At 43.8% G+C, this 25,557-nt stretch carries 32 protein-coding genes; 31 read left to right on the top strand and 1 reads right to left on the bottom strand.

Annotated elements, in window-relative coordinates:
* The 31 genes from MKX34_RS17245 to MKX34_RS17095 all read left to right on the top strand — a co-directional run bounded on the left by MKX34_RS17245 (position 1) and on the right by MKX34_RS17095 (position 25,063).
* Positions 1-1,059, top strand: coding sequence for a phage minor capsid protein (locus MKX34_RS17245; RefSeq protein ID WP_076296561.1), 1,059 nt, complete (start codon positions 1-3; stop codon positions 1,057-1,059).
* An 85-nt stretch (positions 1,060-1,144) separates the two neighbouring features.
* Positions 1,145-1,405 carry a hypothetical protein gene (locus tag MKX34_RS17240; RefSeq protein ID WP_076200988.1) on the top strand — a complete coding sequence of 87 codons (261 nt, stop codon included), beginning with the start codon at positions 1,145-1,147 and terminating at the stop codon, positions 1,403-1,405.
* A 118-nt stretch (positions 1,406-1,523) separates the two neighbouring features.
* Complete coding sequence (locus MKX34_RS17235) at positions 1,524-2,228, top strand: scaffolding protein (protein WP_076296562.1); 705 nt, start codon at positions 1,524-1,526, stop codon at positions 2,226-2,228.
* A gap of 14 nt (positions 2,229-2,242) precedes the next feature.
* Positions 2,243-2,620, top strand: coding sequence for a head decoration protein (locus MKX34_RS17230; protein ID WP_076200993.1), 378 nt, complete (start codon positions 2,243-2,245; stop codon positions 2,618-2,620).
* A gap of 31 nt (positions 2,621-2,651) precedes the next feature.
* Entirely contained in the window at positions 2,652-3,797 is a 1,146-nt protein-coding gene (locus tag MKX34_RS17225) for a major capsid protein (RefSeq protein ID WP_076296563.1), read from the top strand.
* 44 nt (positions 3,798-3,841) lie between these two features.
* A complete protein-coding gene (locus tag MKX34_RS17220; RefSeq protein WP_339202909.1) occupies positions 3,842-4,201 on the top strand; it encodes a hypothetical protein in 360 nt (119 codons plus the stop codon).
* Between the two features lie 10 nt (positions 4,202-4,211).
* Positions 4,212-4,592, top strand: a complete 381-nt coding sequence (locus tag MKX34_RS17215; RefSeq protein WP_076296565.1) for a hypothetical protein — start codon at positions 4,212-4,214, stop codon at positions 4,590-4,592.
* Positions 4,589-4,906 (top strand): hypothetical protein, encoded by a 318-nt coding sequence (locus MKX34_RS17210; RefSeq protein ID WP_076296566.1) that lies wholly within the window; start codon positions 4,589-4,591, stop codon positions 4,904-4,906. Before MKX34_RS17215 ends, MKX34_RS17210 begins: the two co-directional genes overlap by 4 nt.
* On the top strand, positions 4,899-5,351 hold the full coding sequence (locus tag MKX34_RS17205; protein ID WP_076296567.1) for an HK97 gp10 family phage protein: 453 nt from the start codon (positions 4,899-4,901) through the stop codon (positions 5,349-5,351). The genes MKX34_RS17210 and MKX34_RS17205 overlap by 8 nt, the downstream gene beginning before the upstream one ends.
* A 4-nt stretch (positions 5,352-5,355) precedes the next feature.
* A complete protein-coding gene (locus MKX34_RS17200; protein ID WP_076296568.1) occupies positions 5,356-5,766 on the top strand; it encodes a minor capsid protein in 411 nt (136 codons plus the stop codon).
* Positions 5,763-6,314, top strand: coding sequence for a hypothetical protein (locus tag MKX34_RS17195; protein WP_076143539.1), 552 nt, complete (start codon positions 5,763-5,765; stop codon positions 6,312-6,314). Before MKX34_RS17200 ends, MKX34_RS17195 begins: the two co-directional genes overlap by 4 nt.
* A gap of 78 nt (positions 6,315-6,392) precedes the next feature.
* Positions 6,393-6,800 carry a hypothetical protein gene (locus MKX34_RS17190; protein ID WP_076296569.1) on the top strand — a complete coding sequence of 136 codons (408 nt, stop codon included), beginning with the start codon at positions 6,393-6,395 and terminating at the stop codon, positions 6,798-6,800.
* Between the two features lie 17 nt (positions 6,801-6,817).
* A complete protein-coding gene (locus tag MKX34_RS17185; protein ID WP_076143542.1) occupies positions 6,818-7,099 on the top strand; it encodes a hypothetical protein in 282 nt (93 codons plus the stop codon).
* A 2-nt stretch (positions 7,100-7,101) separates the two neighbouring features.
* Complete coding sequence (locus MKX34_RS17180; RefSeq protein WP_076296570.1) at positions 7,102-11,745, top strand: phage tail tape measure protein; 4,644 nt, start codon at positions 7,102-7,104, stop codon at positions 11,743-11,745.
* The gene (locus MKX34_RS17175; RefSeq protein WP_076296571.1) at positions 11,742-12,536 is read left to right on the top strand and encodes a phage tail domain-containing protein; all 795 of its coding nucleotides are present in this window, start codon (positions 11,742-11,744) and stop codon (positions 12,534-12,536) included. Before MKX34_RS17180 ends, MKX34_RS17175 begins: the two co-directional genes overlap by 4 nt.
* 16 nt (positions 12,537-12,552) lie before the next feature.
* Positions 12,553-13,014: a hypothetical protein gene (locus MKX34_RS17170; RefSeq protein ID WP_076201022.1), complete on the top strand. Its 462-nt coding sequence runs from the start codon at positions 12,553-12,555 to the stop codon at positions 13,012-13,014.
* Between the two features lie 14 nt (positions 13,015-13,028).
* Positions 13,029-13,916, top strand: coding sequence for a hypothetical protein (locus MKX34_RS17165; RefSeq protein ID WP_076296572.1), 888 nt, complete (start codon positions 13,029-13,031; stop codon positions 13,914-13,916).
* Between the two features lie 10 nt (positions 13,917-13,926).
* A complete protein-coding gene (locus tag MKX34_RS17160) occupies positions 13,927-15,261 on the top strand; it encodes a glycosyl hydrolase family 28-related protein (protein WP_076296573.1) in 1,335 nt (444 codons plus the stop codon).
* Between the two features lie 68 nt (positions 15,262-15,329).
* Positions 15,330-17,111 (top strand): glycosyltransferase family 39 protein, encoded by a 1,782-nt coding sequence (locus tag MKX34_RS17155; RefSeq protein WP_076296574.1) that lies wholly within the window; start codon positions 15,330-15,332, stop codon positions 17,109-17,111.
* Between the two features lie 166 nt (positions 17,112-17,277).
* Positions 17,278-17,811 carry a hypothetical protein gene (locus tag MKX34_RS17150; protein WP_076296575.1) on the top strand — a complete coding sequence of 178 codons (534 nt, stop codon included), beginning with the start codon at positions 17,278-17,280 and terminating at the stop codon, positions 17,809-17,811.
* A gap of 36 nt (positions 17,812-17,847) precedes the next feature.
* Positions 17,848-19,818: a prophage endopeptidase tail family protein gene (locus tag MKX34_RS17145; protein ID WP_076296576.1), complete on the top strand. Its 1,971-nt coding sequence runs from the start codon at positions 17,848-17,850 to the stop codon at positions 19,816-19,818.
* A 166-nt stretch (positions 19,819-19,984) separates the two neighbouring features.
* A complete protein-coding gene (locus tag MKX34_RS17140; protein WP_076296577.1) occupies positions 19,985-20,542 on the top strand; it encodes a hypothetical protein in 558 nt (185 codons plus the stop codon).
* A gap of 2 nt (positions 20,543-20,544) precedes the next feature.
* Positions 20,545-21,381 (top strand): hypothetical protein, encoded by an 837-nt coding sequence (locus tag MKX34_RS17135; RefSeq protein ID WP_076296578.1) that lies wholly within the window; start codon positions 20,545-20,547, stop codon positions 21,379-21,381.
* A gap of 16 nt (positions 21,382-21,397) precedes the next feature.
* A complete protein-coding gene (locus MKX34_RS17130) occupies positions 21,398-21,607 on the top strand; it encodes a hypothetical protein (protein WP_076138977.1) in 210 nt (69 codons plus the stop codon).
* 171 nt (positions 21,608-21,778) lie between these two features.
* Positions 21,779-22,534, top strand: coding sequence for a hypothetical protein (locus MKX34_RS17125; RefSeq protein WP_076296579.1), 756 nt, complete (start codon positions 21,779-21,781; stop codon positions 22,532-22,534).
* Positions 22,535-22,600: 66 nt separating this feature from the next.
* Positions 22,601-22,819: a hypothetical protein gene (locus tag MKX34_RS17120; RefSeq protein ID WP_076296580.1), complete on the top strand. Its 219-nt coding sequence runs from the start codon at positions 22,601-22,603 to the stop codon at positions 22,817-22,819.
* A 94-nt stretch (positions 22,820-22,913) separates the two neighbouring features.
* Positions 22,914-23,213: a hypothetical protein gene (locus MKX34_RS17115; protein ID WP_076138979.1), complete on the top strand. Its 300-nt coding sequence runs from the start codon at positions 22,914-22,916 to the stop codon at positions 23,211-23,213.
* A gap of 1 nt (position 23,214) precedes the next feature.
* Complete coding sequence (locus tag MKX34_RS17110) at positions 23,215-23,409, top strand: hypothetical protein (protein WP_076296581.1); 195 nt, start codon at positions 23,215-23,217, stop codon at positions 23,407-23,409.
* The gene (locus MKX34_RS17105) at positions 23,396-23,782 is read left to right on the top strand and encodes a hypothetical protein (RefSeq protein WP_076296582.1); all 387 of its coding nucleotides are present in this window, start codon (positions 23,396-23,398) and stop codon (positions 23,780-23,782) included. The genes MKX34_RS17110 and MKX34_RS17105 overlap by 14 nt, the downstream gene beginning before the upstream one ends.
* Positions 23,769-24,689, top strand: a complete 921-nt coding sequence (locus MKX34_RS17100) for a peptidoglycan recognition family protein (RefSeq protein WP_076296583.1) — start codon at positions 23,769-23,771, stop codon at positions 24,687-24,689. Before MKX34_RS17105 ends, MKX34_RS17100 begins: the two co-directional genes overlap by 14 nt.
* An 11-nt stretch (positions 24,690-24,700) precedes the next feature.
* Positions 24,701-25,063 carry a phage holin, LLH family gene (locus MKX34_RS17095; protein WP_076296584.1) on the top strand — a complete coding sequence of 121 codons (363 nt, stop codon included), beginning with the start codon at positions 24,701-24,703 and terminating at the stop codon, positions 25,061-25,063.
* A gap of 39 nt (positions 25,064-25,102) precedes the next feature.
* Here MKX34_RS17095 and MKX34_RS17090 read toward each other — a convergent pair whose 3' ends face one another.
* Positions 25,103-25,378, bottom strand: a complete 276-nt coding sequence (locus MKX34_RS17090) for a hypothetical protein (RefSeq protein ID WP_076296585.1) — start codon at positions 25,376-25,378, stop codon at positions 25,103-25,105.
* Positions 25,379-25,557: the final 179 nt, after the last annotated feature.

Raw genomic sequence — 25,557 nt, 5'->3', positions numbered from 1 at the left:
ATGGCTACGACAGAAGAACTGATTGCGCTATATATCCAGACGGATGAACGCTTGCGTGCTTTAATTCAAACACTGCTTGGCGGAAACATATCAAATCGTCGTAAACAGCAGCTACTTCATCAGGTGGATGCAATTATTGATGAGCTGACCAATAATGCTGGACAAGGGCTAGCTGATCTTATAGGAAGCGAATACCGAAATGGAGCTAATGCGGCTGTTGCACAACTTGTTGCTGCCGGCATTGCTCGGGAAGTATTGGACGTTAGCGTTAATGCAATTGTGCATCAAGGAGCGGCACAGGCGATCTCAGACGATGGATTCTATTCGATTCTTGAAGCGTCAGAGCACATGAGCCGTGATGCCAAGCAGCGCATCGAGGATGCAGTTAGGATCGCGAATGAACAGTCACTTGTCGAAGGTGTCAACCGGAGACAGGCTACGCAGAACGCTGTTGCTCAGGTCAACAAGCAGGGCATCACCGGGATGATAGCCAAAAACGGCGCCCGCATTCCTGCCGACAAGTACATGGCCGGGGTTGTGCAGTACTATCAGCGGAAGGCGCATGTCACCGGTACCGAGAACATGGCCGTGCAGAACGGGATGGACCTAGTGTATGTAAACTTTGTTGGTATTACTTGTTCGTTGTGTGCCAAGTATCATGGTCGCGTTTATTCTATTAGTGGTAATGACAAGCGATTCCCTAAGCTGGACCTGCGACCGCCTTATCATAGTCATTGCGTTCACTCGCTGTCAGTATGGGTTGAGGAGTTTACTTCTGCATCTGAGGTTGAGCAGACAATTAAGGACAGCAATCGGCCATTTGAGGATAACCGCACCGAAGCCAACATGAAGCGATACAACGAGTTGCAGCGTGAGAAGTCCCGGAAGAATGAGACTCGTAAGCAGTGGATTCGTTACAAAGCAGCGCTTCCGAACGATACGCCGAACCTACAGCAGTTTGCCAACAATAAGGTGCGCGGTACTAAGAAATATGGGGAGCTGCAGGAGCTTTACCGGAAAGTAAGCATTGAAATAAAAAAGACTTCATTTAGTAATTGAAATTTTTCATTATAGAATATGTAATAAAACCTGTAATAACAAGGAATTAGTATATATTATTATCATTTTAAATGGAGGTTTTAGAATGAGAAATGCGAGCTGGACAGAGAATGAGCAAATGAAAGTCGTTTGGAACATTGTGGATAGTAATTTGTTGAAAACGACCCTTCCTCGAACAAAAGAACGCAAACTAATTGTTGAAAGTATCGTGAAGAAATTAATAGTGGATCCTGACTTTGCTAATCGTTTAAATACTCAGGATCCTGATGGTACAATTTCACAGCATATAGTTGCTTGGATCGGTTATTTAGAAGGACGAAAGGAACGTCCACCATTAATCAGATAGTTTGTTATTAAAGTCTTCACACTTATGTGGAGGCTTTTTCTTTTGTCCAAAACACCGTGAAGACGCCATAAAAGCTGCGGTAGGCAGTCCACCCGGACTTAAACAGGAGGTCTATACCATGAAAGAATATATCATCAGAAAAGCAACACGTATTCCTTTAGATTTGCAGTTCTTTGCTGAAGATCCTAACCCAAACCCGGACCCTAATCCCAATCCTAACTCTGATCCAAATGATCCGAATAAGGGTAAGACCTTCACACAAGCTGAGCTTGATGCTGCTGTACAATCTCGACTTTCTCGTGCAGAGAAGGCAGCTCAGAAGACGCTGGCAAAAGACTTGGGTTATGACTCGGTTGAAGCCATGCAAGCCGCGTTGAAGCCTCCGAAAGACAAGGACAAAGATAACGACAAGGGGACACTTGACCCTGCCGAGGTCAGCCGTCTGGTTGACGAGCAAATCAAGGAGCGCGAAACGGAGCAGAACAAGAAGATCTTCCAGCGCTTGCTTACTGCCGAGGTTAAGGTTCTGGCAAATGAACTCGGGTTTGCCGATTGGGAGGATGCTTTCGCCCTTGCTGATCTGACTGCTGCCAAGGAAGACGAAAAAGGCAATCTGACGGGTGTCATGGAAGCACTGGAGGCGCTAGCAAAGAAGAAACCACACTTGCTTAAGACAAAACAAGGTGGCGGGAAGTTCGGCGCCGACATCACTGGAGGCACTGCTGATGATAAAAAGAAGCGTCGCGAGGAAATCGTTAGGCTAGCTCAGAACCGTGGTGCTGTCGGTGGTACAACAGCTCATGATCCATGGGCCAAAAAATAAGGAGGGAATAATTCATGAGATTGCAACCAAGACCACGTTTCACTGTCCAGGATGAATATGAAATTCTGGCATCATTTGAAGTTATCCGCGAGGTGACCAACGGGATCACCATTGATTCTGCTGCCGTTACGGCGGACGCCAATGGAGACAAGATCATTAAGAAGGGAATGCCGATGGCTAAGCTGACCGCATCCGGTAAGTACGTACCTTACAAAGCTGCTGGCACGGACGGCAGCGAAAACCCAACAGTTATCCTTAAACGGAGCATAAACGTCAAGGACGGCGACCATGTTGTTGGCGGATACGAGGTTGCAAAGATCATCGCTGCTCGCGTACCAGTCACTGTTGACGATACCTTGCGCACCAAAATGCCACACATTGTTTTTGAATAATCTCCAATTAGAGAAAGGATGAAGAACAATAATGAACCCACAAATTATCACAGGTGGTCACCTGAAGTTAAATCTGCAGTTGTTCGCTGCCGGTGATCCGATTGATCTGACGCTGGAAGAAGCATTGTCAGGAGATGACTTGCTCGTCTATTCCCGTAATCTTGAAACATCCAACGAATACATCAGCCCTATTCTCTTTCCACCGCGTGAAGTAGCCGAGCTGACAGTGGACGTGATTCAAGAAGAATCTGCACGTCTTCCAGTCATGGCGAAGATTGCCGAACTCGGGACGGAAGTTGAATATGCTTCCCGCGAAGGCATGAAGGGAAGTCGCATTGAGATTCCAAAAATTCAACTCGGTCGGTATATGGACGAACGGCTTGTGCGTATGGCTCTCCAAGCATCGCAAAGCTATGGTCTGCGGTCCGAGGAGGTTAATCAACTTCGTAGCAGACAGTTCAACGATGCACAGTTTACTGTAGATGCTATTCGAGCGCGACGTGAATGGACTGCTTTAACAGCCGTATGGAGCGGGAAGGTTGTGTATAACGAAGGAAATGTCAAGGTCGATGTTGACTATGGCTATACCTCTGAACAGAAACCTGTTCTCACGGGATCTGACCTATGGAGTGATTTCGTTAACTCCACACCGCTAGATGACATTCAATTGTGGGTGGATCTGTGGAGAGCAAAGGGTATCAGGTTGCGTCGTGCGATGACGTCGCAGAAGATCATCACCTACCTGCGGCGTAATTTAAGCATCCGGCAGCATTACCACGGAAACCCTAGCGGAAATGCCCAACCTCCACAGTTGACGAAAGCGCAGTTGGATTCCGTTTTTGACGAAATGGAATTCCCGACCTTGGTGGCTTACGATACACAAGCCCGTACTGAGGACCGTGCATTGACTGGTGGCAAGCTGGCATTTACTACAGTTCGTATGGTGCCAGAGAATAGATTTATCCTGCTGCCTGACGGTCCACTTGGTAACTATCTATGGGCTAAGACAACCGAGGAAATGATTGCTGAGATCGAAGCCGAACAGACCGGAGACATGGGCATTTACGTTTTCCGCGATGTGACTAAGAATCCGATCCGCATTCGTACTGCAGGTGTGGCTTTGAACTTCCCAGCGTTTGCTTGGGCAGACAGTGTTGTTTCCGCAACTGTAATTTAGGAGCTCCTTTTAGGGGCTCCTTTCTTTTTATCAACCTAGAAAGGGTGAATCAAGTGGATATTAAGCTAAAAGGCGTAGTTAAGAACGGCGGCAAATGGATGAAGCCGGGAGACATTATCCGTAAGGTAGCTGACGAGATTGCTGAAGATCTGATTGCTCAGGGCTATGCCGAGGAAGTCGAGCCGTTGCCGGAGGATGATTCCGAGCTCCAGGCATTGCGGGATCGAGGAAAGGCGCTCGGTGTTGCCAATGCTGGACGTTTGGGTGAATCTAAGCTAAAGGAAGCTATCGCCGAGAAGGAATCTGACCTCCAGATGAAAGCTGCTGAGCTCGGTATCGAGGGCACGGAAGATAAGACAGCTGAGGAATTGATTGATGCCATCGCTGAAGCAGAGAAGAAGTAGGTGATGGAATATGGCCACTACCGAAGAAGTCAATCTTTGGATAGAAGAGAATGTTCTTGACACCCAAGCGTGGGACAAGAAACTTCCAAAGCAGCCATTGGCTGTAAAACAAGCGAAGCGTAACATTGCCCGTTGGTATCCGACAGCAGTCCAGACTGTGGAGATTGTTGCGTTGCAAGCTATTTGGGAGATGGAAGGACTGGATCCGGCGCTCAAATATCAAAAACACGGAGTGAAATCGGTTGATGACCACGGTGAAGGGGTCACTTATAGCGGTATCCGTGATGTAGTCGCGCCGGACGTGCGGGAGCTGCTTGGAACGCCTGCGTTTGAAATTGTGCCTGATGACGATGACAGCACCGATCTGCAATACGGCGGGTGCCTGATATGAGCCTTTTCGGATATCCTGCGACCGTAATCCATTATCACCCCGGTGTCGATGACTGGGGGCGGCCTATCCCAGCTGATCCAGTTATCAAGGATGCCAAGGTGGTCGAGGAGCAGAAGCTGGTTAAGAACGCAAAAGGCGAGGAGATTACGATCGCTTACACTGTCTACCTGGAGGGAATCAATTCGGTCGGCTTCGATGACTGGCTACTTTACACTGACGCGCTCGGCACAGAGATCCGTATCGACGTGAAGCATTATGAGATCAGGAAGTATCTCGGTACCGATGATGTGAAAGAAGTGATCCTTTATGGATAATGGCAATACTTTTTCGATCAATATCGAGGGACTGGATAAGATCATCAGAAGGTTAGATGATTTAGAGGGTGAGATCGATCGCAGATTGGAAGAGAAGCTGACCAAGATTGCACTGAAGATCATACACGATGCCAAACGACTTGCTCCTATTGATGAAGGGGATTTGGTAGGAGCTTTGGATATAGACGTGGTCAAGCATTTAATCGGGCTGGCGTATATCGATCTTGGGGCTACCGTTGATGTGAAATCCTATGCAGTAGTTCAGCACGAAGGATTCAGAAGGACAAAAAGCGGTGCAGTTGTTCAATTCCAACCTGGCGAAAAAACTCGCAGCAAAGGTGATTACAACGGATACTCTCCTGGTAAGAAGTTTTTGGAGAATGCTATTAAGATGAATGAGCAATGGATTATGGAGGAGCTCTCTGGGCTTCTAGAAGGATGGTGATGCCGTGCTTGCATCTGAATTGATTGCTTACCTGACCGCAGCAGGCTATTCCGTGTATCCAGATCCTAATTTTATTCCTGCGGATCCCGTCGAGACGAAACTTCCGACCTTGTACGTGATGGATTCCGGTGGATATCCTCCGGACAAATACGTTCCGACTCAGCGACCGACGTACCAGATCATCGTCAAAGGGAAGTCATATAAGACATCGCCTGCAAACATGGCAGCAACTGAGGCACTGGCGAAGAGATTAGGAAAGCTATTACATCGCAAGCCAAATTATATGATCGGTAGCACTTATGTCTTTGCAAGCACCGAGACTATGCAACCAATTTACTTGGGGCTGGACGAAAAGGACCATCCTATGTATTCGACTAATTTTGAATTTTATTCAAAGGAGGCAACAACGATATGAGTGATGTTAACCAAATATTTGCGGGTCCAGGAGAATTCATTTGGGGCGTAGATGAAGAAGGTGCTCCTGAAGTGGACGCTGTTACGATTGATTTGACGCAAGGTGGTATTAACTTTACAACCACTACTACCTATTTTGAGCCGACTACGGATCAAACGGGTACAGCACCGGTAAAGTCAATTGCTACAGGCACTACAGGAGCGATTAACTTCGAGACTCCGGATATGGATTTCGCCAAAGTAACTAAATACAATCCGCATGCACTAAAGGTAACTGATGCTACAACTCCGACCAAGATAAAATACCAGGTTACTGGTTTGGCGGGTAAGGAGCTGCCACGTAAACGGGCAGTCATTAAGCCTGTGGGAGTTACCGATCCTTCACGCTTTATTTATATTGAAAGCGTGGGTATTAAGTTTGACATGAATGCTGGTTTCAAGCTGGACGACAACCTGAAGATGACAATCTCGGCAATGGCTTATCCATCATTGGAAGCAACGCCTAGGGGTCTTATCTATACATGGGGAGATATAACTGCCACGGCATAAATAATTAAACAGCACACGTAAGGAGAGGGCTACATGCCTTCTCCTTTTTTCGTTATTCCGAGAAATGAGGGATGAATCATGTTTCCACTTACCAAAAAAGAGAAGCTAAAGCTCGGTAATAGAACCGTATCAATTCCGAAGCTTACTCGAAATCGTTTGAAGAAGCTGACAGATCACATTGGAACCATAGGCGATCTGTTTGTAAAAGTATTTCTGGCACCGCAGGAAGATCGCTCACTTTTTATTGTTGCCGGTTCAGAAATTATGATCGATGAAATTTATGAACTCACATCGCTGCTCAGCGATATCAAGATAGATGAATTAAGTGAGCAAGCCAGTCTTGCAGAATGCACTGAATATCTGAATTTAACATGGAAGAAAAATGATATGAATGATGCCCTAAAAAACTTGAGCGGCCTGGTCCCTCCGATGATGCAGCAATTCGTTCAGTCAATCGCGCAGCGGATGAATCAGGCCGGAGCTTAACTCATGACGAATTTGTGATGCGGTGCTGCACGGTACTCGACAAGACACAATGGCAGATCGAGAACGAATACTTCTTTGTTGATTTGCCGCAATTGCTGCTATTGAAAGACCAGGCACATGCATCTAACGTAATCGAACAGCTTGAAATTGAATCATACCCACATATCACTGACAAGAAAGTTCGGGAGCAGATCATCAATCGCTATATTCAGGCACTGCCGAAGGCGCCTGAAAAACCGAAAATGTCGGCAGAAGATCAATATCAAGCGCAGCTTGTGCGGATGAAGGGAGGAGGGTAATAGTGGCAGGGAATCTTGGAGAATTGAGAGCTACGTTAGTGGCTGATGCAAATAGCATCAAACAGGAGTTAAGAGCCGTTAAACAAGAGTTTTCTGGTCTTGGCGACCAAGGCACTAAAACAGCTTCTGATGTTAAAAAGATGGAATCATCCTTTAACAGCATTGGTGCATCCAGTAAGCAAATCAAGCAACTCACGACAGTGTTGGATAATGTTAATGCGAAAATCGAAATTCAACAAAAGAAACTAGCCAGTCTCAAGCAATCTTATGACACAACTTTCGATAGTAGCCAAAGGAGCAAACTCCAAGAACAGATAGTAAATACAGAATCTTCAATCTTAAAACTCACTGAAACATCAGATAAAACTGCTCAAAAAATATGGAACTTAGAGGATAGTGCAAAAAAAGCTGGAGAAGGTTTTCAGCAACTCAGTAGTAAATCTTCGGAGGCTGCTGTCGGTTTCGGAAAGTTGAGCAGTAAGCTATCGGAGTTGGGAGCTAGTTCAAAACATATTGAAGCTATTAAAAATGCGATAAATGAAGCTAATCCTGAAATTTTACAGGGGCAGCTTGAAGATGTTCGTCATGAGTTAGAAGAGCTTGGTTTGAATACGGATGTAATTGACGAGATCATCGAAAAAATGAGTGAACTAGGTAGTGCCGCAACTTCTGCAGAAATTGAGATCGAAGCAATGGGTGCAGCCTATCTTGCATTGTCCATTGCAGCAGGAGCGGCGATAGCAAAAGCGATTAAAACAGCTGGAGACTTCGAACAAGCCATGCAAAATGTGCGCGCAATCAGCCAGGCTGTAGGATCTGAATTTGATGCATTAAGAGATCAGGCTCTTAAATTAGGTGCTCAAACCAAATTCACAGCATCTGAAGCTGCTGATGCGCAGGGTTTACTTGCTCAAGCTGGCTTTAAAACCAATGACATCTTGTCTTCTATGCCCGGTGTTCTTGCACTTGCTGCCGCTGGTAATACTGATTTAGCCCTTACGGCTGATATCGCTTCATCAGCACTTAATGGATTTGGAATGGCTGCATCGGAGACTGCCCGGGTAGCGGATGTGTTAGCCAAGTCATCTATAGATACCAATGCGGATGTAACTGACCTTGGTATGGCTCTTAAGTATATCGCTTCAGTAGCAGCCGCAATGAATATTAGTCTTGAAGAGGCAGTTGCTGCTATCGGCGAATTATCGAATGCCGGTATCAAAGGAGAAATGGCAGGCACTCAACTTAGGGCTATGCTTTTGGCTTTGGCTTCTCCATCCAAGGAAGCAGCTGGGTATATGGAAAAGCTTGGCGTAAGCATTAAAGACAGTGCAGGAAATATCCTTCCATTATCAAATATCATAGGTCAACTTACGAGTGTTTGGGGACGTCTAACTGAGGCACAACAAGCAGATGTAGCTGCTACACTGGTCGGCAGAGAAGCAGCATCTGGATTTTTAACACTGATTGCACAGGGCGAAGGAACACTTATCGGTTATACAGAAGCCCTCCAAAACGCTGGTGGAACAGCTGAACAAGTAGCTGGAACCCAAATGGATTCATTAAACGGTTCAGCAGAACAGATGAAAGCAGCATTTGAAAGTGCGGGAATCATCGTTGGTGATATGTTTGTTCCAGCGATTCGGAAAGCGGTTGAAGAAGTAACGTCTCTGATGACTGGCTTCACGGAGTTAAGCCCAGGTGTTCAAAACTCAATTGTCGCGTTTTCTACGGTTACTCCTTTAGTACTAGGAGCAGTTACTGCCTTTTATGCTCTCAAAAAAGCGATAGATGCAGTAAAAGTTGCTGCTCTCGCTGCTAATGCTAGTATCCCTGTTATCGGCGCTGTCGCTCTTGCTATCGGCGCTGTATCAGCTGCCGCTGCTTTTCTTTACGGGAAATATAACGAGGCCAAGGAAGCTACAGAGAATTTCAAAGAAGCACAAGCCGCGCTTAATGACACATTGAGAGATAGTCCTATTAATCGTAGTGTTGACGAACTTGAAGAATTGCGTTCTAAGACAGAGGAACTCAACACTGTGCTTAACAAACGATCTTTATTGCAAAAGCGAATAAATGAGATCCAGTCTGCATGGGATACGGGAACAGGTACTCCTGAAATGATGTCAGAAGCCATGGAAATTAATCAGCAGTTAGGTGAGATTGACGAGAAGTTGAGAAGCATGGGTTTCGACGGTGTTGAGATTGCAACTCAAAAACTTAATGAAATGAATAAAGCGATCAAAGAATCTATCGGAGCTTTATTTGACGAACAGAAAGCTGAAGTTGCTGATCTAGCGGCTAAAAACCAGAAGGTCAAATCAATGGAGACGGCACTTGCAACTCTTAAAAGTCTATCATCTGCACAAAAGCTGGATCAGGCACAAAAACAACAATTGGTTGATGTTACAAATGCACTTAAACGCGAATACCCAGGACTAAATGCTGTTCAGGAAGAAGATGGACGGTTACGTGTTTTGAACATAGGTTTTATCGAAGATCAGATAACAGCAGACAGGGCTCTAACCACAGATGCTGCTAGAAACGCCCAAACAAGGATTGATAATCTTGCTGCTGAAGCCAAAGCACAGCGTGAATCTGTAGAAGCTCAAATCAAGAATTATGGTAAATTACTTGATGCTATGGCTTCTGTTTCTGGTGCTAAGGCATCCACGTTTGCGGAATCGGTTAAACAGGGTGAGGAACGAATGAATGGGAAGACACCGTCTGTAATTGATATTGTAACGAATACAGCTAGAGCACAAAACGAAGCAGAGCTTACAAAACTAACAAATGAACAGCGTGCGATCGCTGAGAAACAAAGAGAAATCGAGAAGGCAGCGGCTTCCCTTTCATCGGGTGATTTTAGTCTTGGTGCTAACAACAAAGGAGCATCTATTGATCTTAGTACACCTGAAAAGGCGAAAAAAGAGAAGAAAGAGAAGACAATCAAAGGTAAAACTGCGGCTGAACTTGCTGCTGAAGCACGAAAGAATGCCTATGAGACTGACCTGAAAACAATTCAGTTTCAAGCTGACTATTACGATCTCACAGCTGATAAACAGATTGAAAAGTACGAAGTGCTTCGGAAAAAGCATGCTGCTTTTCTCAAGGAATCCTTAGACGATGCCCGGACATTGCAATTACAGCTAAAGAGGCTGGGTGAGGATTCAGCTAAATCCCGTTATGATTTCTCGGCAACCTGGATAGATGCGGAGTCCAAGCGGATGGAGGACAGTGGTAAAACGGAACTCCAGATCGCTCAAATGAAGTTAGATTCTTGGACCCGTGTTCGTGATCGATACAAAAAGGATTCAGATGAATACAAGACAGCCGACGATAAAGTAAGGTCGTCTCGTAAGGAAGTTGCCACAGAGACGATAGCAGCAGAAAGAGATTTGTATGATAAACGAGCTAAAATGATCGAACAAGAGATTAGAAGACTTGAGTTAAACGGATCTTCAGAAGAAGAACTGACCAAGTATAAAATACAAGCTTGGACTGATCTTCGGGCAAAGTACTCGACCGATTCTGAATTTTACGAGAAGGCGGATGAAGCACTTTATCAGGCAAGAAAAACACTTACAGATAAAACGCTAGATATAACTAAAGAACTCGTTAAGTCTGAAAAGTCGCGAATCGAAGAAGCTAGGAAAAAAGATCTTGCTGCTATTGAAGAACGCAAAAAGGCTTATGTATCCGCGCAGGAAGATAAGATCAAAGCCATCGATGACCTGTTGGCGAAGGAAGCTGAAGCGAATGAAGATGTGGATTTTGAGGAAGAACTCGCTAAGAAGAATGCTCGTATTGAGTTACTGGCTTCTGCTGTAGGTAATGACGGTCGCCAAGAACGGAAAAAACTTATTGAGGAACGCGATAAATTCGTTCTTGATCATGAGCGGGACCTCCGGAAGCGAGAGCTGGCTTCTCAGAAAGATGCCTTGCAAGATGAAAAGGAAGCTCAATTACAGGCTTATGAGGATGAGAAGGATGCGGCAGAACGGCAGTATGATGCTCTAGTTGATGCCTTCGAAAACCATTCCGAGGACATCAAGGAAATCGAGGCTGGAATCGCAGCATTTCGTGTTTATTCTGCTGGTACAGCTAATGCTCAAATCCTCACGGATCTGGATGCTTTTATCACTCAGTACAATTCAAAGATGGCAGCTATTGCATCAACCAAAGCTGCTGCGCAAAAAGATATTGATCTTGCTGAATACAATGCTAATAAAGATCTCTATAATGTTGCTAAATCTACAGGGAATAAAACTGAAATGGCTAGACTGGGGGCACGGAACCAATCGCTTAGAGACCTCTATGGAATAACATCGGATACAGGAAAGCTTCAAAGTTTCGACGTGGGTGGAGTGGTTCCTGGTCCGATCGGTGCATCCGTGCCGGCTATCGTACACGGTGGTGAAGGGATATTCAATCAGAGTCAGTTACGGGGACTGTTCCGGATACTAGATACACCTAGTCTTATCGGTGCTGCCTCAGGGATATCCAAGTCGGAAACACATATCGTGAATCATTTTGACATGAGCGTAAACGATGTGAAACTAGAGGATCGTCTCGATACTGAGACGGTATATACCGAGCGTGAGAAATCAGCCCGTCGACTTCAGACGATGGGAGTGAAGTCCGGATGAATGATGTATCCGTGAATGGTGTTTGGCTCTCATCTCTGGACATCATGCTGGTCAGCCGAGATATACCTCCCTTGCCAGAGACTGAGGAGAACACTATCAAGCTGGCTGGAAGAGATGGCGTTAAGAACTTTGGTAGTACCTATGCGGCCCGGCCAATTGGCTTGGGTCTATTTATTATGGGTGATGATTATTATGGCGCCGTAGCAATGCTAGCTAGTGTATTTGATGTTAAGAACGGACCTTCGATAGTCATATTTGATGATATACCTGAAAAGAGGTTTGTTGCCGAGTATCGCGGTTCCATGGCTTTTGATACTTCGACCGGGAACCGGAAGATTGATATTCCCATGAAGATGGATGATCCGTGGATCGAGTCGATACAGGATACTGAGCTACGGGAATATGGAGAGGGCCTTTCCTACGGGGAAGGTTTCTTTTATATCTCGGATTCTTCATTCCCAATTACAGCGAGTGGTCAGACGTTCACTGTTAATAATTTGGGATCGACAGAGGCTTACCCGCTGATCCGTATATCTGGTACATTTACCAACCTTTCAATGAGTGACGGCAGCCAGACCTTGACCATCACCGGCAGCGCTGGAATTAATGATGTGTTTGAGTTAGACAGTGACCTGGATAAATGCTCTGTCCGGCTAAATGGCACGAATACGTATTCCCGCAGCAATGGTGTCTTCTTTGTTCTTAAACCAGGAGTGACAACATTCACCGTGACGGCAACAAGCCCGAATATCACTGTTGAAGTTCTCTATCGCTATAATTATCTCTTTTAGAAAGGAGCGTGCGGATATGATTTTTAATCGACGAACCATTACCAAGCTCCTCGACCTTGTGAACCTACAGCGACACAATGACAATTACGCTGATATCCAGGCGGATTTAAACAATCATGAAGGAAGGATCACTGGAGCACAGAGCGATATCACAGAACACAAAGAATCTACGCAAGCTCACTCAGCAGAGCATGTGACCTATGAAGGTGCAGTTACTGGAGCCAGCAATATCAAACAGGCTATAGATTCTCAGAACTCTCGTATAAATAATCTTATTATTAATGCAGGTGATAGCGGACCGGAAGCGAGGGATGCTAGAGTGAGCGCTTCAAGCGGGGTAACTTACCCAACATTGAAGGCTAGACTCGATGGTGAAATGTCTAATTTAATAAACTACTTGAATTACATGCCTATCAATGGAGGATCGTTTGACGGAGATGATCCAACAGGACCAGTTATTGATGGTGGAACATACTAAAGGAGGGCATGTTGATGCCAGTAATTAAAATAAAACGTGGACTCGCTGCAAATGTACCAGCGTTAACACTGGAAGCGGGGGAATTGGCACTCGCAACGGATACAGGTAAGGTTTACGTAGGTACAGGCAGCGGAGATAAGGTCATGGTGAATCCTGACCAAGCGGCCGCAGAAACAGCTGTTAAGCTAAAAACGGCTCGTACCATTGCGCTGGCAGGAGATGCTACCGGATCCACACCATTTGACGGATCAGCCAACGCTACTATTACTGTGGTTCTCCCCAATCTTGCTACGGCAGGCACTTACACCAAATTAACGATTAACGCAAAGGGACAGGTTATTAGCGCCACACAAATAACAGCTGCTGATATCCCGATGCTGACATTATCTAAGATCAGTGATGCAGGCACAGCAGCTAGTAAAAATACGGGTACAGCAGCTGGAAACGTTCCACTGATCGGAGCCAATGGTAAGTTGGACGATAGTATCTTGCCCGCACTAGCGATATCGGATACTTTTGTCGTCGCTTCACAAGCTGCTATGCTAGCTTTGACGGCTGAGGTTGGAGATATTGCAGTTCGGACAGATCTAAATAAAACGTTTATTCTCCGGTTATCTGGTGCTTCTACGCTTGCTAATTGGCAGGAAATCCTTGCACCTACGGCGGCAGTGTCCAGTGTGGCTGGTAAGACCGGAGTTGTTACACTGTCTGCGTCGGATGTAGGCTTGGGTAATGTGACTAATGAGAGTAAAGCAACAATGTTTACTAACCCTTCGTTCACTAATCCAGTAGTGACCACTCAAGCCACTTCGGATAACAGTACTAAGGCGGCTTCAACTGCATTTGTTAAAGCTCAGGGATATCTATCCGTATCCGACACCATTGACGGCGGCACATTTTAGGAGGTGCATTATGGCAAATAAAATACAGTTCAGACGCGGGTTAAAATCCGCTTTACCGACACTTTCCGTGGGGGAGCCGGCGATTACCACAGATACGGGTGAGGTATACGTGGGGCACGCGGGGGGCAACGTTGGACTTGCAACTGCTTCGCAGCTGGCGGATACTGTGAAAAAAAGAGATCTATTCTTTAACGTTAAAGATTATGGGGCCAAAGGTGATAACTCAGATGACACAAACTCGTTCAAACAAGCAATTGCAGCCGCATCGGTACTGGGAGGGATAGTTTATATACCTGCTGTAAAGTACTGGTACCGAATACAAGACACACTAGAAATCCCAACCTCAGTAAAACTGGTAGGTGAAAATGCGACTTTCGGTGGTGGATCTATCCTTGGTTTCTTTATGGATGGAAAGCCATTAACCAAACCAGCGATTAATATTACTTCGGCGGATAATGTTCACTTTGAAAGTATCTATGTCCTTAACAAAGAAACAGAAAAGAGAATAGGTATACACATTAATGGTGGTACAACAAACCCTGAACTTAATTCGTTTGTGTCAATGGATAAAGTGACATCTATCGGGTGGAGTAAGTGTTTCGCTGTTAATAATACATGGATTGTCTCATTCCGAGATTGTTACGCAGGAAGATCAGGAGACAAATATGGTTATTTCATTGATGGTGGAACGATCACAACGTGTTTATTAGATCATTGTTATGCCACAAGTTGTGATGTTGATTATCACATAGGTACAGCTTATTACAGCACCTTGATTGCATGTGCTGCTGACTATGCACGAATCGGTTATGAATATATATCGTCTAAAGGTATAACAATGATCGGTTGTGCAAGTGAAGGATCTATTGCAACAGCGATGGATGTGTACGCTTCAACCCTTATCATAAATGGATATACGTCAGTGGGTGATGGTACAAATGCTGATATAAATACAGCGACGATGTTGACAGCACAAAATGCAAGCCACATATCTGTTAGAGGTCTGCATGAAGTGTCTTTAGCAAGCCCAAATTCTAAAATAGCATCTGTTTCATTGGGGTCGAACGTTACCGGCGAATATTTATCAGGGAAAGAATTATTGCCTATTTACTACCCTAAAAACGGGAAATTCCTTTACAATGGACAGACTTATTCGACAGGAACACCAACAGGTACAAGTTGGGTGCCGTCGGATATCGGAAAAATCGTGTATGAATCAACACCGGTTCAATCAGGAACAACTCCGAACAAATATGTTGTTTTTGGGTACCAGCGAATGACTGCTGGTGCCGGGAACGTATTAGGAACAGATTGGTTACCACTTAGAGCATTGACAGGAAATTAAGTTAAGTTTACGCTTGGTTTGAAATAACTGAGCATAAATTTTACCAAATACGAGGTGTTTACTCTGAAATGACCAGAAAAAAACTGATTTACTATTCAATTCTGTTGTTGGTGTTTGTATTCGCAATTATTATGAGATTTAATATAGCGGACACTTCGAGAGAAATAATTTGGGGGGATGAAACAACATACCATTATGCCGCCGAGAACCTTTTGAAATATGGTACTCTAACCTTTGATATTAACGGAGATATGTTTAACGGAATTACCGAGGTTGTCCCAACACCAAAATTACAGCCGGGGTACCCGGTTTTTATTGCAATAATATATTTCTTATTTGGACAATCAACTAAAGCGGTGTTAATTTCACAAGTGCTTTTGAGTATTGTTTCATTGTTCTTGATTTATAAAATTCTTGAACTAACAAAAATCAAAAAGGTATATATGTTTATAGCACTTGCTTTAGCAACAATCTATCCGGGGTTATTATACAATATTGATCGCATGCTCACAGAGCAAATGTTTATGACTTTGCTTTTGGCATTTACTTATTTTTTCTTAAAGAGCCTTCAGAATAATAATATCTATTTACTTGGGTTATCCGCAGCCATTTTGACTTGCGCTACTCACATCAGGGCTTTGGCCTTACCGTTTGCAGCCCTTGCAATATTATTTTTATTGGTATATGGCAGGAGGGACAAGAAAAGTATTATTCGAAATATAGTTGTATTTATTGGGATCATTATATTATTTATGCTCCCGTGGTGGATTCGTAACTGGGTAACGTTTGACAAATTTATATTGTTTTCGGACGCAGGGTACAGTCCTAAGGTTTGGGGAGCAGTGCCATACTTTATTGATATGGCAGCTACTAATAATCAGTCTTTAGAGAATGTTTTGAAAAGTAACCTAACGCCAAACCCTGCAGTTTACTACAAATGGAGAATTTTTGGATTCTTTCAATACATGTGGGGTGATCTTTGGGACGAGCGCCTAGTGCATCCGTTCAAGTATTTTAGGCCGCTTATTGCATTGCAACAGTTAATAATTGTTCCTTGTGTTATCGCCATTCCTTTTCTGTTGAAAAAATGTCGAAAAGAAGTTCTATTTTTATCATGCTTTCCTATAGCATTTACATTGATGAACATGCCGTTTCATGGGTTACCCAGATATGTCTATCCATCAATACCATTTGTGATAATACTTGTAGGGGTTTTATTAGAAAGGGTTGTCGATCTTTTCAAGAAAAGAGAAGTCTTAACCTCAAATGAATTTTTATTTAAGTGGCAAGGTTTACTTGAACGTTGTTTCCGTTATGGATTTATGGTAATTGCTACTGCGTTTGCGATCATATTATTCTACAGCGTTTATTTCTTTGCTTATAATATCAATACGGAAATGTCAGAGTATCGCTTAGGCAGATATCTTGGAACATCGGTCGAATCAGTGAAGTCTTCTGAACCGGTATCAAGCAAATTTTATGGTGCGGAAGAAGTGCTAGTCGAAAATAGCGTTTCTTTGACGAAGAATACTTTTAAAAACATCCCTCAAGCGCCGTCCATCATCAAAGTTCATGACGAATTATTGAACGATGACAGAATTGTGACAGAGGTTAATTTAAACATCCAAGGCGGTTATATCCACGATTATATGACTATTTACTGGACTGGTAAAAACACGAAGGAAATATCAGAGAACACCGTCTATAAGTTTCCAATTAACCGTTTTGAGAAATCTCAGAAGATCTACATTGATGATGACGTTAATTTTCTGATGATTGTTCCAGCAGTATTTAGAGGTGGTAGTTTTACAATAGATTCGGTACAAATACAAAAGTATAAAGTACAGTAGGACTATACTGTTCACTACTGGACAACCGAAAATGGACATGAAAAAAGAGCTGCCGGATCATTCCGAAGGCTCTTTTTTGTTCCATTAAAATTTCTGATTTTTCTATAGGAATTATATCCCATATATCGTATTATTGTTCCATATGATTATTGGGGGAGATTAATGGATGTGGTATGCTCAAAGAAAAGTAGTGGCAAGTATATTAAGTTTTATTCTTCTTGGATTAGTAGTTTATGGGGCAATGACAAATTACTTTATTAAAGAAGGAGGGACGCTGAAAATACAGGTTTTAGACACTGATTTTGCCCAAAGATTCCCTGAAAGTTTTACTAAGTTAGACAGCGATCTCTCCATGATTCATGGTATACAGAATGGAATATCACTAAGTGGGAGGGTCATTTGGGGAGGAGTCAAATGGACCTGGTTGGATTATGTTAATGGATTTCCTGATGGCATAATTAAGAAGGTATTGTGGCTAGTGTTTGGTTTAATTATTGAGTTCTTTATAAATTTCTTTATTCATCTTGTGGTGTTTTTCATGTTTATATATAAGTTATTCTTCTTGGGTGGGACTGCATATAAAGTCGCACTTATAATATCTTCTTGCATTCCTCCTCTGCTGGCAGTCTTGGTTTCAATAATTCAACCTGACGATGACTTGCCTAGTCTAGGAGACTCACAACCAACCGTGCCAAATTGAGCGCGGTTTTTTTGTTTCATGAAAGGAGCCTACAACATGCAAAAGCACCTTAAATCCTTTGACCGTAACCGATCCCCAACTGGCTTACTAGTCCAGTGCACCGACGTTCAACGCCGACGTCGACTTAATAGCGATTATGAAATCTCCTTCACCGTTCCGATGACGAGCGATGACTACAAAGAAAAGATCATACCTAAAGGCCACGTTCAAGACGAGCGTGGCCAATTTTATGTCGTTCAATCACGCGCCCGGGATCGTAACAACAAGATAATCAGCGCTCAAGTTCTCTGCACACATATCATGTTTAAGATGATCGACTTCAAGATTCCGTATGATCAATATATCGATGAGGCGTATGGTGTTCATATTAGTGTGTTGTTAGATAAGATTAGCGCCGCAACTGGTTATGTGTACACCTTTGTTCTGCACAATACTTTCGATCTCCGAGACGTAAAAGACTGGGGAGCGACCACGGCGCTGGCTGCATTGCAGGACGCTGTCAATCTTTATGGTTGTGAGATTGAACCGGATAATACTGTGATTCATCTATATAAGCGTATTGGCAGCGATGATGGCTTTGAGTACCGGATCCGTAAGAATATCATCAGTGATAGTTTCAAGGATGATAATTCGAATCTGACAACTCGGATGTTCTCGCAGATGAAGGACAGTCGGACATTCATTGGCTTATCTGCTGACTTCCTGACCACCGTAGAGCGCAGTCTTCTGCAGTCCGTTCCTGGTGCAATCGTAGACAACAAACTGGCTGTCAATTACCTGATCTCACCTTATGCTCAATACTGGACCAATAACGTCAATATCTTTTATGACGGAGAATTGATCGATCAAAACATTGAAGATCCAGAAGAGTTGCTAATAGCCACTCGGGAGGTTTTACGAAAGAAGGAGATGCCAGAGTTTGAGATCGGTGTTAGTGCGGCAGATATCTATAAGATTGATCCAGATGAGCAACAACCGAGATTAGGAGATACGGTTTATGCTTATGACCCTGATATAGAGTTACAGAGAGTGAGCTGCCGGGTGATGGAACTTACAGAATATCCTTTCTCCATGGATAAACATAGCCAGGCTACTCTCTCCAATTATCAGATGCGGGATGATACGCAGGTGTTGGCAGATCTCGAGCGGAGCAAACAGATTCTAAATGATCTGTTATCCGGAGGTCGGGTTCGCGCTTCAGCTTTCGAGGAGTTTGCGAAGCAGGCTGTTATCGACATCAACGCATCTAAGACAGAGATTAAGTATGACGGTAGAGGGATAGTACTTCAGTCTACTGTTAATGCTCTCGATCAAGTCATTATGACGTCAAACGGAATCATTGTTACTCGAGACGGCAGCGCTACGGCTATGACGGCAATAACCGCAAATGGAGTTTCAGCTCCGGCTGTTGTTGGGATTCTTGGTAACTTTGTAGAGATGAAGATCGGCGAGGGAGAGAACGTTACTCAGATCAATCTTAACGGGATAGCTGCGGGTCGTTCGGATTTTCATTCAGCACCCTTCCGTGTATACATGAACGGCGATGTGGTGGCAAGGTCGATTACATTGACAGGCTTGATCGAGGCTTCTTCGGTATATGAGACAGACTTTTACGCTGGCACCATAACGGGGGCGAAGATCCGGACAGCTGCACCTGGTATTTATCCGCGAGTGGAGATCGATCCTTCATCTATAGCATTTGGAGTTTACTCTGATCCGAACAGTGGAATATTGATTCCGGCTTATGATGGCGGTGTAAGTAAGATCAGGTTCTTAGCAAATGGAAATGAGTCAGCAATTTTCAATTCGCCTACATCCGGATTTATCTTTCAAGGATTTGGTGATGCAACTATCTCTGGATCAAATGTTCGATTGAATCCGTCAAGCGGATACATTAGGATTCCATCATGGGGAGCGCTTTATTCTAATTCAGATAGTTTGACTTTACAAAATGTACTCGATTCTATTAATAGTTCTATCGTTGCATTGTGGAATGCGTTGAACTGAAAAACCAGCATATCGCATTCTCTCACCGTTAATCTTGGATCTCATAATCACGGAATTGCTGGTGCAGTTAACTGGGGAGGTTCATTCTCAGTTTCTTAAAAATATCCTACCATGTCGTTGACCTCTTGGATATACTTGGTATATTACAAAAATGGGAGGTCAGATATTGAAAAAGAAGATTATAATCATCACGACCGCTGCACTTATGCTTGGTGGCTCAGTCGGTTTTGCAGCTGCAAGCTCACCGTTAATTGGTGCTAAGGTGCAAGGATTATTTACAGTTCAGAAGGTGGATGGAACGAAGATTGGTGATGCGGTCATTATCAACGGTTCTGCATATGCGCCAGTTCGTGCTATTTCAGAGGCGACTGGAACAGGACTGAAGGTGGAAGGGAAAAAAATAATCATGGAAAGTACAACGGAAACAACACCATCGATTGGTGAGTCAACAAAGGCGGAAGCAGTGGACTTAGATACGAAAAAGGCGAGTATTGAGGCGGAAATAGCAAAAAAGAAGGCAAACATCGCAGATCTAGAAACAAATGTGATTCCTCCATTGGAAGCTCTTGCGAAGGAACTGAAGAACAACGGGACACTAGGGAAACAAAATCAACAAATGGCCGATGACTATAAAATACTGGTCGAAAAACGTAAGACTGAACTCGCTGATCTTCAAAAGCAACTTGCCGAGATTGATGCTCAGATTGCTGAGTTGCAGAAATAGAAATGAACAGAAAAATAAATTGTCTGCTGCTAGTCGTTATTCTATTCTCAGGGTGCTCATCTAATAATGAACTAGCTGAGCCAAGCCCGTCTCCTTCGCCTGTTGTAACAGCAGCTCCAAGCCTGGACAACTTATATAATGAGGCCAAGGAATATTATGAGTCTGGAGATTATAAAAGTCTTCTAACTGCTGGGGATACTTTGAACAGTCATTATCCAGATGATCCAAAGACAAAGGAAGTCTTAACCTGGACAAATGAACTGTATAAGGAGACTAATAATGAAGTGGGTGATGCGTCGACTTCGCCGTCTCCAGATGAAGTTGAGCCAACCAAGTCTCCAGAAGAGATTAAACAAGCGTTGTCCGGTCTGCGAGAGGGCAAGGATGAAGTACGTGAGATCTCATTCTTCTACGCTCAGTCAGCTTCCGAGTACGTCGATGAAAACGATGCGTATGTATATTTCTCAAAATCCAAGGATGGCGTTATTTCTAATCCGCGCTTTAAAATCCAATATGCTGGGGATGATTGGGTTTTTATTGATAAATACACCATTAATGCTGATGGCGAGATTTTCGAGATCACTCCAGAATACTCAGAAGTCGTAAGAGACAACAACAGCAATGGGGTCTGGGAGTATTACGAGACGTACATTGATAAAGATACCATCGATATGGTTCGGAAAATCGCAAATGCTGAGAAGGTCATTATTAGATCTTCTGGAGAAAGCCGTCATTATGATATGACACTTTCTAAACAGCAGAAACAAGCAATGCAGAAAGTGCTGAAGGCCTATGAAGATGCAGGTGGATTGACCATAATTTTCGACATTGATCTTTAATTAATGGAGGGCTTTTGTGAAGAAACCTATTGTTTGGGTAGCTGCAGTTCTGTTGTTACTTTTCGCCTTCAGTGTCTTAATTTATCCAACTCCCTACCGATACTTAGAGTTTGAATATGAAAACAACGGCGGAAGGGTTCCGGTCAGATTGAATGTGATTACTGGGAAAACTGAAACATTCACTCCTATGTTTGGCTGGACAACAATAAGAAATCAAGAACAATGAGTCCTCAGATGAGGGCTCTTTATTATTCCCTAGAATGGAGATGAAGTCAGAAAAAAAAAGGAACTAGTTGATCTTAGGTCACAACTAGCACTAGCAACTTCAAAATTAAATCATTTACTAGATGATAGGCCAATGGTAGGATAGGATAAAAATACCATAGGGGGGACATAAATGAAGAAGTTCATTTCAGGTTTTGTTGCAGGAGCATTAGTCTTCGGGGGTGCGTCAGCGTTTGCTGCATCGGGACTGCTCGGTCAGAAAGTACAAGGAGTGTTCACCATTGAGAAGGATGGTGCTAAAATTGCTGAGGCAGCTATCATCAATGGTTCGGCATATGCTCCTTTAAGAGCCGTGGCAGATGCAACAGGGACAGAGATAGGTATCCAAGGGAAGAAAATAATTATTGGATCACCATCAGGATCTGTTTCATCCTCCGGTTCTAACAACACCTCAACAACAAGTCAATCAGCTGCAGCGACTTCAAGAACTAAACCAGCTGCGCTTGGTCAAACTGTTAATTTTATTAATAAAGACTATGGTTTCTCGGGAACTGCTAGTGTAACCGAAGTCTTGAGAGGTCAATTTGCTTGGCAGAAAATCAAAGATGCAAATATGTTTAATGATGAAGCTGGGGCTGGATATGAGTATATCTTGGCGAAAGTGAATCTGAAAATATCTAATTATAAAGAATCCGATGCTGCAGTTCACATGACAGAAGCATACTTCAGATTGATTTCAACATCAGGAACTGCTTATGACTATGTAAGTGTGGTTACCCCTGACCCTTCTATCGATACTGATATTTATGTTGGATCGTCTCACGAAGGATGGGTAGCTTTCAAGGTAAAACAAGAAGATGCCTCGCCATTAATCGCCTTTTCTAGAAGTTATGATGGTACAGGTGGTGCTTGGTTTAAAATAAATTAAACATGTCTCCAAGGGAGTCTCGCCAAAACGGGGCTTCTTTACTTTTCGTGAAAGGAGATGATCCATATGAAAATAACAAATATCGGGGTATCCATCGATCTCACTCAGCCGGTGCAAGAAGTTGTAGATATTATTTCCGTCATTCTAAATCACCATCCTAGCCGACACCAAGAGATCCTTGAGGCAATTGATATCAAGGTCTGTGAAGCGCTGGCAGATCTCCAAAGGCTTAAAGAACCACCGCCACAAGAGACTGAGGCAAAAACAGAAGAAGTTGTAATGTAGAAGGCACGCCCGACATGGAGCGTGTTTTTTTGTGCCTTCGAAACCGATTCGAAGTTGATTGGTATCCTAAACAGAGAGAGAAGGGAGCGGGGGAATGAATAGTAACGATGTATCGAACTTAGAAAAACTGTTACCGCTAGCAGACAAATACGGCCTTGCTTATCTGGTTGCGCTTGTACTGCTGTTTTTTGTGATCTTACAGTGGAGGGCAGTAATGAAAGGCGATCTAGTCCCGCGAGAACTGTTAGATCGCGCTGAAGAGGACCGCGACCGACTACAGGCAATTCTGGATAAAGAACGAGCCGACTTTATGGCTCCGACACTGGAAGTGTTACAAAGACTGAAAATAGATCATGCTGCTGCCAGCGGCAATGACCAGGATAGGGGAGGATAACGTGTTGAGTAAACTAATCAAACGATTCTCCTGGCATAAAAAGAAAGAGAAGGAGATGGAAACTGCATCTCGCCGGGTGACACTGACGATTCTTCGTTATAAAGAGTCGTCAAAAGAAATACAGGAAGAGATCGAACGAAATCGATTTGCTCGATACCTGGTTTACGATAAGGGGGATCGCCATGGGATTCATTGATGTTTTATTGCTGCTGCTTTATGTCATTGCTATTGGGTCGGCGATTTACATTTTGTTCAAGCACAGATCATATTTTCACGATAGGTTTCAAAAAGGCGTCGTCAGTGTCTTCATGCTGGCGATGCTTTTTTTCTTGGGGGCTTACACCTTTAAAATGCTGATCGCCCTGTTAATTCGGGCATCTGTCGTGTTTGGATTCTCCAGTCCCGAATTATCTGAGTGGCTACTGGAAGGCTGGACCATTGCACAGATTGGGACAACTGGTGGACTGATTTCTTTGGCATGGTTGACACATTCTGGACGCTACGATCAGTTCGTGCAGTTGCGGAAGATTGATAAAAAGGGAGATGATGAAGAATATGATCAAAAATAAATATACAATTGAGCGACGTTACATCAACAAGCGACAGAACGTTCGGCCCGGCACCCAGCTTGTATCGGGTACGCCGGGCTTTTTAGTTGCCCATGATACCGGGAATCCCGGAGCCACAGCGGATAATCACTTCAATTATTTCCAGACCCTTATTAACCGTTCAGCCTCCGCACAGGTATTCATCGACGACAAGAAGATTTTGGAGATTATCCCAACGGGGACTGGACCCGATCCAGCTGAGCGTGCATGGCATGTCCTATATAACGTAACCACTGATAATAAGCTTTACGGGGATGATGCTAATGACATCGCTCTAGGAGTGGAGTTGTGCTATGGGGGCAAGATCAATACCCTTGATGCGTACAAGCGTTTCGTCTGGTATCTGGCCTACTGTTGTGACAAGTGGGGACTTAATCCGCTGACACATATCCCAAGTCATAAGCAACTCGATCCGGCACGTAAGAGAGATATTGATCAAGCATTAGCGACCATTAGCAAGACCCTTAAGGACCTGATGTACGATATTGTTTCGGAGATGAAGGAGGAGCCTGTTACCATTGTGCCGCCTGCTGCCGTTCAGCTACCTACTAACGTCGCCCAGACCCTAATTGATGATTATGTTTCTCCGGCATGGTTCGCTGCTCACAAAATGGAAGATACAATCGGAAAAACTCACTTTCATAACTTGGCCAATAATCTGCGGATCGCTGCTCGGATCCCGTTACATTCAGGTCAGCAGGCCCTTCCGTTTCAGCAGCTTTACAAATCAAATGCTCAGGAACTTATCTTCCGGTGGCTGTCGCCTGGTTGGCATGCTGCCAAGCTTAAGGGAGACAAGACGGCAATGGCTTATTACAATAACACGGCAAATCACCTCCGTAAAGCTGCAGGGATGCCGACAGAATAGGAGAGGTTTATATGCAAACTGTTATTGATCAAGCTCAACCTTATATCACTGCCATTGTGATGGCCGTTATCGGTGTGTTGGCTACGGTGATACTGCGGGCGGCGGCGCTGCTACAACAAAAGGCAAATTCATGGTTTGATGCAAAGCTATCTGTGTCACAACGTGAACTCCTGCATAAGATTGCTTCAGAAGGTTTTGCCTTTGCTCAGACTGTTTACAAGGATCTGGGCGGAGAAGAGAAGATGCAGCAGGCGCTTCTTTATTCTTCAGATCAATTGGCAGCCAAAGGAATCAAGGTATCCACTGAGGAAATCCGTGCAGCAGTCGAGGATGCTTATCTCAAGTACAAGGCGACAGTGCTGACAAAGAACTAAAGAAATGCCCTCCGTTATCATGGAGGGCATTTTTGTTGTTTATTTCTGGTTGAGCTGATTATTCTTCCATATCTCTTCGATGAATTGATGGCGGGTTATAGGTAGTATGTAACCAGTTTTCTGTTTGATAATATCTTTAAACTCGCCTATTTTGGGTAGCCAATTATTTTCTTCAACTGCATAATAGTAAACATTCCAATCATAATCAGTCCGTGTGCATTTAAAACGAACTGACCTTCCTTCGTGGAATAGGGTGAACTCCACTTCATCTTTGTCTCGAACAGTTTTGCCTAAATGAACATTTATTATTTCCATTTAGAATTACTCCTTTTTGGGGAAATCTTACTGGCCTCATGAATAAGGTATTATACTTACTCAAGAAATATAATATGCAGTTGGCTTCGGCTGGTGGGCTTTTTCTCATTTACAGAATGTGACAAACGTGGTATCCTCCATTTACACGAGTCGGAAGCACCGAAACGTGCAGTCCGAAA

Origin of the sequence: Paenibacillus sp. FSL R5-0636 (assembly GCF_037974255.1) — a bacterium.
GTDB lineage: Bacteria > Bacillota > Bacilli > Paenibacillales > Paenibacillaceae > Paenibacillus_AQ > Paenibacillus_AQ odorifer.
Note: the sequence above shows the minus strand (reverse complement) of the source record. Positions and strands in the feature narration are given on the sequence as shown.